Annotated in this window: 11 protein-coding genes; 4 read left to right on the top strand and 7 right to left on the bottom strand. The window is 39.5% G+C overall.

The window, feature by feature from the left end; translation table 11 throughout:
* Positions 1-174: 174 nt before the first annotated feature.
* From GQR55_RS15230 to dnaA, 7 genes are all read right to left on the bottom strand, one after another.
* Positions 175-624: a hypothetical protein gene (locus tag GQR55_RS15230; protein WP_166421268.1), complete on the bottom strand. Its 450-nt coding sequence runs from the start codon at positions 622-624 to the stop codon at positions 175-177.
* 74 nt (positions 625-698) lie between these two features.
* The gene (gene glyS / locus GQR55_RS15225; protein ID WP_166421267.1) at positions 699-2,768 is read right to left on the bottom strand and encodes a glycine--tRNA ligase subunit beta; all 2,070 of its coding nucleotides are present in this window, start codon (positions 2,766-2,768) and stop codon (positions 699-701) included.
* Positions 2,769-2,770: 2 nt separating this feature from the next.
* Entirely contained in the window at positions 2,771-3,673 is a 903-nt protein-coding gene (gene glyQ / locus GQR55_RS15220) for a glycine--tRNA ligase subunit alpha (protein ID WP_007584197.1), read from the bottom strand.
* Between the two features lie 135 nt (positions 3,674-3,808).
* On the bottom strand, positions 3,809-6,235 hold the full coding sequence (gene gyrB / locus GQR55_RS15215; RefSeq protein ID WP_166421266.1) for a DNA topoisomerase (ATP-hydrolyzing) subunit B: 2,427 nt from the start codon (positions 6,233-6,235) through the stop codon (positions 3,809-3,811).
* Positions 6,236-6,247: 12 nt separating this feature from the next.
* Positions 6,248-7,342 carry a DNA replication/repair protein RecF gene (gene recF, locus GQR55_RS15210; RefSeq protein ID WP_008138030.1) on the bottom strand — a complete coding sequence of 365 codons (1,095 nt, stop codon included), beginning with the start codon at positions 7,340-7,342 and terminating at the stop codon, positions 6,248-6,250.
* Between the two features lie 15 nt (positions 7,343-7,357).
* On the bottom strand, positions 7,358-8,461 hold the full coding sequence (gene dnaN, locus GQR55_RS15205; RefSeq protein WP_024599960.1) for a DNA polymerase III subunit beta: 1,104 nt from the start codon (positions 8,459-8,461) through the stop codon (positions 7,358-7,360).
* A 13-nt stretch (positions 8,462-8,474) separates the two neighbouring features.
* Complete coding sequence (gene dnaA, locus GQR55_RS15200; RefSeq protein WP_010555148.1) at positions 8,475-9,863, bottom strand: chromosomal replication initiator protein DnaA; 1,389 nt, start codon at positions 9,861-9,863, stop codon at positions 8,475-8,477.
* 518 nt (positions 9,864-10,381) lie between these two features.
* Between dnaA and rpmH the strand changes: the two genes are divergently transcribed.
* The 4 genes from rpmH to yidC all read left to right on the top strand — a co-directional run bounded on the left by rpmH (position 10,382) and on the right by yidC (position 12,997).
* The gene (gene rpmH / locus GQR55_RS15195) at positions 10,382-10,516 is read left to right on the top strand and encodes a 50S ribosomal protein L34 (protein WP_004335215.1); all 135 of its coding nucleotides are present in this window, start codon (positions 10,382-10,384) and stop codon (positions 10,514-10,516) included.
* Positions 10,517-10,523: 7 nt separating this feature from the next.
* Positions 10,524-10,946 (top strand): ribonuclease P protein component, encoded by a 423-nt coding sequence (rnpA, locus tag GQR55_RS15190; protein WP_007377653.1) that lies wholly within the window; start codon positions 10,524-10,526, stop codon positions 10,944-10,946.
* Positions 10,947-11,075: 129 nt separating this feature from the next.
* Positions 11,076-11,351 carry a membrane protein insertion efficiency factor YidD gene (gene yidD / locus GQR55_RS15185; protein WP_165729274.1) on the top strand — a complete coding sequence of 92 codons (276 nt, stop codon included), beginning with the start codon at positions 11,076-11,078 and terminating at the stop codon, positions 11,349-11,351.
* Between the two features lie 8 nt (positions 11,352-11,359).
* Positions 11,360-12,997 carry a membrane protein insertase YidC gene (gene yidC, locus GQR55_RS15180; RefSeq protein WP_166421265.1) on the top strand — a complete coding sequence of 546 codons (1,638 nt, stop codon included), beginning with the start codon at positions 11,360-11,362 and terminating at the stop codon, positions 12,995-12,997.
* Positions 12,998-13,031 lie beyond the last annotated feature (34 nt).

Below are 13,031 nucleotides of genomic sequence, written 5' to 3'. Positions count from 1 at the left end.
GGTGTAATAAAAAACCAAGAAGCGTTTAAGCTCCAAGAAAGTTAAATACGACCTTGAAGCTTAAAATGAGAGATGGTATCTACGAAAACCCCTTGGTGTTAATGCTGAATAAACACTACAACGTCCTTGTCACAAATCCATTATTTCACTCGTGCAGCTTTAAAATTACCGCTATCACTTCTTCGTTATCGTTACTTGTGGCTTGTTGTAGTCACTGTAATCAATACTTACTATGTACGTGCCTTTTATTGCTGGCGTATAGCTAAAATAATTATAAATGGTATTACAGTCGGCAAGCGCTGGTTGACCAAGTGTTAGTTTTTGCCCTGCTGGTTGTGCGTCGCTGTAACCGCAGTTGTAACCTTCGCTAAAATCGGCATCTGCTATTTTAAATTCGTACACTTTACCAGGGCTAGAAAACTTTACTTCGGCTTGATAAAGCGCAGTGCCTACTGGCATAAATTGATACTGAGGTTCAGCATCCCAAAGCGTAAAGTCGCCTCTTAGGTAAATTGTTTTATCTAGCTCTTGTTGTGGCAATACATCGTTAATCGAAATTTGACTAGTACATGCGGTAAGTAAACCAGCAATTGCTAAGGTTAAAATTCGTTTCATAGAAATCATCAATGGGTATCCTTTGCGTACAGTGAAAACTAAAAAGCCAGCAAAACGCTGGCTTTTAAAATTGCTAATCGGTGTTATTTTTGTAAAACAGAAATATCTGCAATACCTAAAAACAATCCGCTTAACTGGCTTAATAGCGCAAGACGATTTTGCTTAACGGCTTCATCGTCGGCCATAACCATTACGTTGTCAAAAAAGTTATCAACACTTTCACGAATACCCGCCAATTGGCTTAATGCTTCTTGGTAGTTACCGTCTGCGTAAAGTGGTGCAAGGTCAGTGGCAAATTTTGCTACTTGTGATGCCAATACTTTTTCGGCGTCGTCGCTTAATAAGCTCTCATCAACGTTACCTTGGCTGGTAATGTCGTTTTTAGCCAGAATATTACTTACGCGCTTATTAGCGGCTGCAAGCGCTTCTGCTGCGTCTAATGTGCGGAAGTGGCTTACGGCTTTAACACGGCGATCAAAATCAACTGGTTTAGTCGGACGACGTGCAAGCACTGCTTGAATTACGTCTACTTCAATACCTTCGTCTTGATACCACGCACGGAAGCGCCCTAGCATAAATTCAAATACATCAGCTGATACATTTAAGTTAGTTAACTTGTCGCCAAACAATGTTTGCGATTTAGCCACTAGGTCTAAAATATCAAGTGGTAATTCTTTTTCTACCATGATGCGAAGAGCACCAATAGCAGCACGACGAAGAGCAAATGGGTCTTTGTCACCTTTTGGTGCTTGGCCTATACCAAAAATACCCACCAGCGTGTCAAACTTATCAGCAATCGCTACTGCGCAGCTAATTAAATTTGTAGGTAAGTTGTCGCCTGCAAAGCGTGGCATGTACTGCTCGTTTTGCGCTATGGCTACATCTTCGGCTTCACCATCATGGCGAGCGTAATGCATTCCCATTACACCTTGCACGTCGGTAAATTCCATTACCATTTCAGTCATTAAGTCTGTTTTACTTAATAGACCAGCGCGCTCTGCTAATGCTTTATCGGCACCTAATTGCTCAGCAATATAACCTGCAAGCTCACTAATACGCGCAGACTTATCTTTAAGCGTACCAAGTTGCTTTTGGAACAATACGCTATCAAGCGATTCTAGTCGGCTTTCTAGTGTTTTCTTTTTATCTGTTTCAAAGAAGAACTGCGCATCAGCTAAACGCGGGCGTACTACTTTTTCGTTACCTGATATAACTACACTTGGATCTTTACTTTCGATGTTAGATACAAACAAAAACTTATTTAAAAGTTTGCCGTTTTGATCTAATAACGGGAAATATTTTTGATCGTCTTTCATGGTGTAAATTAACGCTTCGGCTGGTACATCTAAAAATGCTTCTTCAAATGTTGCCGTTAAAGTAACTGGCCACTCTACAAGTGATGTTACTTCTTCTAGTAAATCTTCATCCATTGCAACAACAGCGTTAACTGCTTTTGCAGCCTCTTCTATTTGTGCACGAATTTGCGCTTTACGTTGTTCGTAATCGGCAATAACGTAAGCCGATTTAAGTACGTCAAAAACGTCGTCTGCATGGTTAATACTAATTTTTTCTGGGTGATGAAAACGATGACCCTGAAGCTGGTTAGTTATTTTCTTACCAAGGATCTCGCCTTCAAGTAGCTCATCACCAAATAAAATAGTAACGGTATGCACAGGACGAATAAATTGTGTTTTATTCGCGCCCCAACGCATTGGCTTAGGAATTGGTAATTTAGCTAACGCTTTAGTAATTGCACCTGTCATTAGCGATTTGGTTTCTTGCCCTGCTACTTTAGCAATGTGCAATAACCATGCGCCTTTATCAGTCTCAAGTGTTTGTGCATCTTTTACTTCAATACCACAACCACGTGCCCAACCCATTGCTGCTTTTGTTGGATTACCGTCACCGTCAAATGCGGCTTTAGTAGCTGGACCACGTTTTTCAACTTCTTTGTCTTGTTGCTTAGCTTCAAGCGCTTTTACTTGTAAACCTAAACGACGAGGCGATGCATACCAGCTTACGCCTTGATGTGCTAACTCTAGTGTTTCTAGCTCTGCAGTTAAGTTTGCAGCAAAAGCTTCTGCTAATTTACGCAGCGCTTTTGGTGGCAACTCTTCTGTGCCAATTTCTACTAATAAATTTTGTGCTGACATACTTACTTATCCTTACACAGCGGGAAACCAAGCGCTTCGCGTTTGTCATAGTAACTTTGTGCACACGCTTTTGATAACGCACGAACGCGTAAAATATAACGTTGACGTTCTGTTACCGAAATAGCGTGGCGTGCGTCTAGTAAGTTAAATGCGTGCGATGCTTTCATTACTTGCTCGTAAGCCGGTAGTGGTAAGTTTGCTTCAATTAACTTTTGGCTCTCTGCTTCACATTTATCAAACTGAGCAAATAAGTCTTCTACGTTTGCGTGTTCAAAATTATAAGTAGACTGCTCTACTTCATTTTGATGGAACACGTCGCCGTAGGTTACGCGCCCTAGTGGACCGTCTGCCCATACTAAGTCGTAAATACTATCTACGCCTTGAATGTACATTGCTAAACGCTCTAGGCCGTAAGTGATCTCACCCGTTACTGGTGAACACTCAATACCGCCTACTTGTTGGAAGTAGGTAAACTGCGTTACTTCCATGCCGTTTAACCAAATTTCCCAACCTAGGCCCCACGCACCTAACGTAGGTGATTCCCAGTTATCTTCTACAAAGCGAACTTCGTGAGTTAGTGTATCGATACCCATAGCCGCTAAAGAGCCTAAATAAAGCTCTTGGATGTTATCTGGTGATGGCTTTAAAACTACTTGAAACTGGTAGTAGTGTTGTAAGCGATTGGGATTTTCACCGTAACGACCATCGGTAGGACGGCGACACGGTTGCACGTACGCACTCGCCATTGGCTCTGGACCAATAGACTTTAAAAATGTTTGCGGGTGAAATGTCCCTGCGCCCACTTCCATATCAAGTGGTTGAATAATGACACAGCCTTGCTGCGCCCAATAATCCTGTAAAGCCAGGATCAAACCCTGAAAGGTTTTTACGTCATATTTTTGCATATTTGGCTTTTTACTATCTAAGAAGTAGCGTGAAAATTACCCTTAGTATACCGTGTGTACACTCAGGTTTTAAGCAGTTTGTGTAGAAAATAAAAAAGGAGCCATTAGGCTCCTTTTTCAATGTAAGTAATATTTTTACACGTCTAGGTTAACTACACGTAGTGCGTTATTTTCAATAAACTCACGACGAGGCTCTACTTGATCGCCCATTAAGGTAGCAAATAATTGATCCGCGCCAACAGCATCTTCGATCGTTACTTGTAACATACGGCGAGCACTAGGATCCATTGTGGTCTCCCAAAGCTGGCTTGGGTTCATTTCGCCCAGTCCTTTATAGCGTTGAATATAGATCCCGCGCTTCGATTCTGTGATCAACCATTCCAAAGCATCCACAAAGTTATCAACAGGTTTTGTTTTCTCACCACGTTGAATATATGCACCTTCGCTAAGGATGTTTGCGATGTTAGTACCAGTCACAGCAATGCGTTGGTAGTCACGTGACGCAATAAAGTCATAATGAAGTACGTGCGCTTTATCAACACCGTGCTGACGAATATTCACAACCGGGTAATACATATTACGCTCAGCATCATGCTCTGTACCAGCATGGAAAATAGTCGCATCTTCATCACGTGCAATCAGGTCGTCAACCAACACTTTAGTCCAAGCAATTACTTTAGCTTCGTCTGAAAGGTCATCAGTTTTCAATTCTGTTTGATAAATTAAGCGTTCCATTACCGTGTTAGGGTATTTACGCTTTAAACGCTCAATTACTTTAACTGTGTTTTGATAATCGTGAACTATTGACTCTAGTGCTTCACCTTCAAGAGCAGGTGCATCTGTACTTGCATACAACGCTGCACCATTAAGAGCAAGCGATGTTAGGTATTCAACTAATGCAGGGTCATCTTTAATATAACGCTCTTGCTTACCTTTTTTCACTTTATAAAGTGGTGGTTGAGCAATGTAAATATAGCCGCGCTCTACAATTTCAGGCATTTGGCGATAGAAGAATGTTAATAGTAACGTACGAATGTGAGAACCATCCACGTCCGCATCGGTCATGATTATAATGCGATGATAACGTAATTTCTCAGGATTATATTCGTCACGACCAATACCACACCCTAATGCAGTAATTAGTGTTGCTACTTCTTGCGAAGATAACATTTTATCAAAACGTGCTTTTTCTACGTTTAAGATTTTACCTTTAAGCGGAAGAATAGCTTGGTTTTTACGGTTACGTCCCTGCTTGGCTGATCCGCCAGCAGAGTCCCCTTCCACTATATATAGTTCAGATTGGGCAGGATCTTTTTCTTGGCAATCAGCTAGCTTACCTGGTAAACCTGCTAAGTCCATTGCACCTTTACGACGTGTCATTTCACGGGCTTTACGCGCCGCTTCACGAGCACGTGAGGCATCAATAATCTTACCTACGACAATTTTGGCATCAGTTGGGTTTTCTAATAAAAACTCAGTGAATTTTTCAGCCATTGCTTGTTCAACTGCAGACTTAACTTCACTTGAAACAAGCTTGTCTTTAGTTTGCGATGAGAACTTAGGATCAGGAACTTTAACGCTTACAACAGCCGTTAAGCCTTCACGGGCATCATCACCGGTAGCATTGCTGGTTGTTTTAGCTTTTTTGTTAAAGCCTTCTTTTTCCATGTAGTTATTAAGTGTACGTGTTAGCGCTGATCTAAAACCGGCTAAGTGAGTACCACCATCACGTTGTGGAATATTATTTGTAAAACAGTAAATGTTTTCTTGGTATGCATCATTCCACTGCATTGATACTTCAACGCTAATACCATCTTCTTCACGCTCGTGAGTAAAATGGAATACACCTTTATGTATAGGTGTTTTATTACGGTTTAAGTATTCAACGAAAGCTTGAATACCGCCTTCGTATTTAAAGTGGTCAGATTTATTTTCTTCACGTTCATCATTTAAAATGATGCTCACACCTGAATTTAGGAATGAAAGCTCGCGTAAACGCTTAGCTAAAATTTCGTAATGAAAATCTAAGTTTGTGAATGTTTCACCACTTGGCCAAAAACGTAGTTCTGTACCAGTCGTGTCCGATTCACCAATAACAGCTAGAGGTGCATCTGGAACGCCCATAGTGTAAAACTGCTCATGAAGTTTACCTTCACGGCGAACTGTAAGTTTTAGTTTTTCTGAAAGTGCATTTACAACAGAAACACCAACACCGTGTAAGCCACCTGATACTTTATAAGAGTTATCATCAAACTTACCACCGGCATGAAGTACCGTCATAATAACTTCGGCTGCTGATACGCCTTCTTCTTCATGGATAGAAGTTGGAATACCACGACCGTTATCTCGTACTGAGACAGAACCGTCTAAGTGAATCGTTACGTAAATATCATCACAATGACCTGCTAAGGCTTCATCGATCGAGTTATCAACGACCTCAAACACCATGTGGTGTAAGCCTGTGCCATCATCGGTGTCCCCAATATACATTCCAGGACGCTTTCTTACTGCGTCTAATCCTTTAAGTACTTTAATACTCGACGAGTCATAATTCTCAGACATGGTTAATCCCACTTATCTTGTTATTAGGTTGCCATGTTTCACGTGGAACATTTGTAGTTCTCGTTGCATGGGTTCCACCACAGCAGAAATACTTTCAGACAAAATTGAAGAGATAAAAATTTGAGAACTACAGTGAGCAAGTAATTGACCCACTTTCTCTTTTGTATCTTCGCCTAACTCTGAAGGTAGATCATCTATTAGCAATATAGATTGCTTATCTGTCTCTGACTCAATTAAGCTATTTTGCGTAACTTTTAACGCATACAATAGTAACTTTAATTGACCGCGTGAGAACGTATTCTCTACACTGTTGCCAGCGACACTAAAACTAAAATCAGCCTTATGAGGGCCTTTACTTGTAAACCCTTGGCGAGCATCTCGCTCAAAGTTTTGCTCTAACGCATCTGCAAGAGATTCAGTCTCTTTCCAACCTGCGTTAAAGGTCATTTCTAAATCACGTACAAGCGTTAATTCTGCACACATTTTATCAAAAAATTGCTGCTTAAACCTACTTATATACGCCAATCTTAATTTATTTATTTCTTCAGCCAGTCTAACAAATTCTTTGTCCCAAAACTTAATTTGGTCAAAATAATTCTTGGGCTTAGTTTTTAACAACGCATTGCGTTGTTTGAGTACTTTATTAAATGATTGCCATAAAAAAAAGAACTCATGTTCCACGTGGAACAAACCTAAATCTAAAAACTTTCTGCGCTCTTTCGGCCCACCAAAAAATAAGGAGTAACTCTCTGGTGTGATAATTTGTACAGGCATAAGCTGAGCTAGCTCAGATATTTTACGGCTCGCCTTACCTTGAATTTTTAAATTAGTTTCACCCGTTTGGGTTTTACTAATACCAATAGGAATAGATAAGTCGTGTATCGTTTTTCGTCCGTGAATTACAAACTGCTCTTGCTGATGCGCAATAATACTTTTGTGTTTTGGAGTACGAAAAGATTTGCCGTGAGAAAGGTAATAAATAGCCTCTAAAAGGCTGGTTTTTCCGCTGCCATTTTCACCATAAATTATATTAACGCCGTTGACTGGTTCTAACGTCAGCGCCTCAATATTACGAAAATATTTGAGGCTCAAATGACTTAAGCTCATTATGTATTTATAATCTTATAAACGCATAGGCATAACAACATACATTGCTTCTTCATCACCAGCGCCTTCAATTAAGGCACTGCTATTTGAGTCGGCTAATGTAAATAGTACGTCTTCTGTTTTTAGAGTGTTAAGTACGTCTAATACGTAAGACACGTTAAACCCTATTTCTAGGTCTGCGCCTTCGTAACTTACTTCAACAACTTCTTCAGCTTGTTCTTGCTCTGGGTTGTTAGCCGTAATTTTTAATAAGCCGTTTGATAAGTTTAAGCGTACACCACGAAACTTTTCATTAGATAAAATAGACACACGTTGAAACGCATTTCGTAACCATTCGCGGTTAGCTGTAATTACTTTGTCGCCACCGCGCGGTAATACACGACGGTAATCAGGAAAACGTCCATCAACTAGTTTACTTGTAAATGTAAACTCAAGATCGATAATACGAATATGGTTGGCACCAAACTGAATTGTTACCAATTCATCATCAGCGACCATAAGACGCATAATTTCTTGCACACCTTTGCGAGGTATAATTAATTGGCGTTGAGTATTAAGCGATTGCGTTAATTGCTTTTGCGCTATAGCTAAACGGTGACCATCTGTTGCTACTGTTTTTATATCGGTATTATCTACTTCAAACGACATACCATTTAGGTAATAACGTACGTCCTGATTGGCCATAGAAAAATGCGTGCTTTCGAGTAACTTACGTAACTCTAAACGAGTAAGTTGAAATTCAACTTCTCCGTCCCACTCTTCTAAATTAGGAAAATCATCAGCCGATAAAGTCGTTAATGAAAAACGGCTTTTACCACTGGTCAAAAGTAATTGATGCTCTTGCAAGCTTAAAGTAATGTCCGAACCGTCTGGTAGACTTTTACAAATATCGAGTAACTTTTTAGCGGGTAACGTTAGTTTTGTATCGGCAATATCATCACCTACAAATACGCCAGAAACTAATTCAATTTCAAGGTCAGTACCCGTCATTGAAAGTTGTCCGTTTTCTACCACTAACAAAACGTTAGATAAAATTGGCAACGTGTGTTTGCGCTCTATTGCGCCCGACACTTGCACCAATGGCTTTAAAAATTGTTGTCTTGATATTGTTATTTGCATAATAAAGTCAGCCCTAAGATGACAATGTTCTTATTAAGTTTTGGTAATCTTCTTTAATTTCGTGGCTTTCGTCACGTAGTGATTTTATCTTACGACATGCATGTAATACGGTCGTATGATCGCGTCCACCAAATGCGTCACCAATCTCAGGTAAGCTGTGATTAGTTAATTCTTTAGATAATGCCATAGCTACTTGGCGCGGCCTCGCTATAGAGCGGCTGCGGCGCTTAGATAACAGATCTGATATACGAATTCGATAGTACTCAGCAACGGTGCGCTGAATATTGTCTATGGTAACCAGTTTATCTTGCAAGGCAAGTAAATCGCGTAGCGCTTCTTTTACAAAATCGATAGAAATCGGACGACCGGTAAAGTTCGCATTAGCGATTACACGGTTAAGTGCACCCTCTAGTTCACGAACATTTGAACGTAATTTTTTAGCAATAAAAAAAGCAACTTCGTGTGGTAAGTTAATCTTACTTTGCTGGGCTTTTTTCATCAAAATAGCAACGCGCGTTTCAAGCTCTGGTGGCTCTATCGCGATTGTTAATCCCCAACCAAAACGTGATTTAAGCCTGTCTTCAACGCCTTCAATCTCTTTAGGGTAACGGTCAGAGGTTAAAATAATTTGTTGGTTACCTTCGAGCAATGCATTAAAGGTATGAAAAAACTCTTCTTGTGAACGCTCTTTGTTAGCAAAAAATTGAATATCATCAATCATTAATGCATCAACACTGCGGTAATAACGCTTAAATTCTTCTATCGCATTATTTTGAAGTGCCTTTACCATGTCTTGAACAAAGCGTTCTGAATGCATGTAAACAATTTTAGCATCTGGCTTATTTGCCATAATGCCATTACCTACCGCATGTAATAAGTGAGTTTTACCTAAACCAGTGCCACCGTATATAAATACAGGGTTAAAAGCAGAACCAGGATTGTCGGCAACCTGTGTGGCCGCAGCTTTTGCTAATTGGTTTGATTTACCTTCAACAAAGCTATCAAAAGTATAGTTTTCTTTAATGTTAGATTTGTAACCTGACTTAGGTGCAGGTTCAACAACTGGCTTTTGCTCGCGAGGCTGTTGTTTTGCTGAAGCGTGTGCACTTGGTGCCGATTGAGTTTCTATAACCGGTGCAGCTTGTGCATTTAATAAAGGTTTACTACCTACATCAAAACGTAGTTTTGGGGCTTCAACACCACAAATTTCTACTAGTAATTCGTTAATTCTATTTAGGTACTTTTCTCTCACCCAATCAAGCACAAAGCGATTAGGTGCATAAATCGTCAAGGTATCTTCGGTACTTTCTGCTTGTAGCGGTCTTACCCACATACTGAATTGCTGCGAAGGCAGCTCATCTTGCAATACATATAAACAACTTTGCCAAACCGACAGATACACAGTTAAACTCCCAGAGATATAATTTTTATTCCCGCACATCATTAATGATTATAAATCATACATTTATTGCGTTCAAATGGTCCAATAAGCGACCCAAGACCGCGTATTATGAAGGCACTTTATCCACAAGTAAAAGATTGATTTTTATAAAATTGTTGATATCGATGTATAAAACCATTAACAAGCTGATTTAAAACAGTTTTTATTTTAGATCCTGAGAGGAGATCATAACAAAATAACACCAAGATCGCGAACCAAATTTACGATCCAATTTACTTTTCCCCCGCTTTTATTCACTTTTTATACAGGGGCTGTGGAAAACTTCTTATTTATGATGATCCTAACAGATCGCCTTATATGATCTCTTATATAGTAGTAGGTGGGTTATATACCCTTAACGTAATTATGATTGACTTTACATTACTTACTCTATAATATCTCGCGCTCGCAATGGCACCTATGCCAGGATCGCGACCTGTATAGGATGTTTTAACTTTAACCGATCGGATGAGATTGTTATGAAAAGAACTTTTCAACCTAGCGTTTTAAAACGCAAACGTGCACACGGCTTCCGTGCTCGCATGGCAACTGTAAATGGCCGTAAAGTATTAGCACGTCGCCGCGCTAAAGGCCGCAAAGTTCTTTCTGCTTAATTTATAAGTGGAAGACTTTAGCTTTGGCAGGGAGTTACGTCTGTTAACTCCCTCGCATTACTCTCGCATATTTAATGAACCCGCTCGGGCTGCAACTCCTTTCTTTACTCTATTAGCTAAACCAAATGACCAAGATAAACCTCGGTTAGGTCTTACTGTTGCTAAAAAACGTGTAAAAAAGGCATGCCAACGAAACCGTATTAAACGTCTTGCTCGCGAAAGTTTTCGTTTAAATCAACACAGCATCGATAATATTGATATTGTGCTTATGGTTAAAAATGGTATTGATGAGCAGTCTAATGAAGAAATAACCAAACAACTTACTAAATTATGGCGAAAAATTAACGAACGCTGTAAACCAGGTGCACCTAAACCGCCACCTTTTAAGAAACGCCCAAACAAATCAGCTAAATCTAATAAACAAACCTAATTGCAATAGAATTGCAGGGTTAATTAATGTATCTTTAGCTCACCTTTTAATCATGCATTTAAATTTTCTAATTGAGTCTTTAAATACATGATATCTATCTCACTAAACTTAAGTAGGGGCATAAACATCATGAGGTTACTTAAACCACTTGTTGCTTTACCGAGGTTTTGTTTAGTGTTATTTATCCGCGGTTATCAAAAGTGGATTAGCCCGCTGTTAGGTCCGCATTGTCGTTTTAATCCAAGCTGCTCACATTATGCAATTCAAGCAATTAATTTGCATGGATTTATAAAAGGTAGTTGGTTAGCTTTAAAACGCATATTAAAATGCCATCCTTTACATTCAGGTGGAGAAGACCCCGTCCCTGAAAAATTAACCCATATTAACCACCAACACGAGAAATAAGAGCTGTTATGGAATCGCAACGCACGTTTTTATTAATTGGCCTAATGCTAGTGTCGTTTTTATTGTTCCAAGAATGGGATAATGATTACAACAAGCCTAAAGTCGATCCAAGTGCCACAACACAAACACTACAAGCAAATTCACCAGAGTCGGATGATTATATCCCTTCATCGTCAGATTCAGGTTTACCCGCTTCAGCAACTTTAGCTAAACGTTCTGTAATTAATATCACCACTGACGTTTTTAAAGTTAAAATTGACACCAAAGGCGGTGATATAGTTGAAGCAGATCTTCTTCAGTATGAAGATACCAAAGGTAGCAACACACCTTATATGCTTCTTGGTGAGCTTATTGAAGGTAGACAATACTTTTCACAAAGTGGCTTAATTGGCTTAAATGGCCCTGATGCATCAGCTAATGGTCGCCCTACTTATAGTACCGAACAAAAAACATATACCTTAACGGGTGATGAGCTTCGCGTTCCACTTCAGTTTACTGATAGTAATGGTGTTAACTTTACTAAGACGTACGTATTCAAAAAAGGTCAATATGATGTTGGTTTAGAATACAAAGTTAACAATACAACAAGCACACCACTTCAAGTACAGCTATACACGCAAATTAAGCGTACCGTACAAGAAAAAGGCAGCATGGTTGACCAAAACTATTTAGGTGCTGCATACGGTACTGACGAAGAACCTTACGAAAAGTATAGTTTTTCTGATATGGCTGATAAAAACCTAAATAAAAGTACACAAGGTGGTTATGTTGCCTTTATTCAGCATTACTTTGTAAGTGCTTGGGTTCCAATGCAAGATCAATCAAATACAATTTATAGCTTAATTACAAAAAGTAATGCCGCTATTATTGGTGCTAAAGACCCTGCTGTAAATATTCAAGCTGGTAGTGAACAAACACTAACTGCTACTTATTATATGGGCCCTAAAGAGTCAGATATTCTTGAAGCTATTCACCCAGACCTAGACCTAACTGTAGATTACGGTTGGTTATGGTTTATTTCGCAACCTTTATTTGTATTGCTAAAATGGCTACACAGCATTTTAGGTAACTGGGGTGTAGCAATTATTGCCATCACTATTATCGTAAAATCGTTAATGTACCCACTTACTAAAGCGCAATACACTTCAATGGCAAAAATGCGTGCCCTACAGCCTAAAATGGCAGCCCTTAAAGAAAAGTTTGGTGATGACCGTCAAAAGTTCGGCCAAGCAACAATGGAAATGTACAAAAAAGAAAAAGTTAACCCAATGGGTGGCTGTTTCCCTATTTTGCTACAAATGCCAATTTTCTTAGCCTTGTTCTACGTATTCTTAGAGTCTACTGAACTTCGCCATGCTGAATTTATTTTTTGGTTAAATGACCTTTCTGCACAAGACCCGTACTACGTACTACCAATATTATTTGGTGCGAGTATGTTTGTGACGCAAAAGCTACAACCTATGACGGTTACTGATCCAATGCAGCAAAAAATGATGACCTTTATGCCGGTTATCTTCTCTGTATTCTTCTTATGGTTCCCATCTGGTTTAGTTCTTTACTGGTTAGTGTCTAACCTTATTTCTATTGTCCAGATGTTAATCATCTACCGTGGCATGGAAAAGAAAGGAATTAAAGTAAGAGGCTAACTAAGCTCCTACTTATATAAAGGCGACTTCGGTC

This window comes from Pseudoalteromonas sp. Z1A8 (genome assembly GCF_011378855.1).
GTDB lineage: Bacteria > Pseudomonadota > Gammaproteobacteria > Enterobacterales > Alteromonadaceae > Pseudoalteromonas.
The sequence above is the reverse complement of the archived record's forward strand: the minus strand, read 5'-3'. Positions and strand labels throughout refer to the sequence as shown.

Coding starts and splice junctions, on each gene's coding strand:
- rpmH (WP_004335215.1), top strand. CDS start 10,382: ATGAAAAGAACTTTTCAACCTAGCGTTTTAAAACGCAAACGTGCACAC.
- yidD (WP_165729274.1), top strand. CDS start 11,076: ATGAGGTTACTTAAACCACTTGTTGCTTTACCGAGGTTTTGTTTAGTG.
- gyrB (WP_166421266.1), bottom strand. CDS start 6,235: ATGTCTGAGAATTATGACTCGTCGAGTATTAAAGTACTTAAAGGATTA.
- yidC (WP_166421265.1), top strand. CDS start 11,360: ATGGAATCGCAACGCACGTTTTTATTAATTGGCCTAATGCTAGTGTCG.
- recF (WP_008138030.1), bottom strand. CDS start 7,342: ATGAGCTTAAGTCATTTGAGCCTCAAATATTTTCGTAATATTGAGGCG.
- glyS (WP_166421267.1), bottom strand. CDS start 2,768: ATGTCAGCACAAAATTTATTAGTAGAAATTGGCACAGAAGAGTTGCCA.
- dnaN (WP_024599960.1), bottom strand. CDS start 8,461: ATGCAAATAACAATATCAAGACAACAATTTTTAAAGCCATTGGTGCAA.
- GQR55_RS15230 (WP_166421268.1), bottom strand. CDS start 624: ATGATTTCTATGAAACGAATTTTAACCTTAGCAATTGCTGGTTTACTT.
- glyQ (WP_007584197.1), bottom strand. CDS start 3,673: ATGCAAAAATATGACGTAAAAACCTTTCAGGGTTTGATCCTGGCTTTA.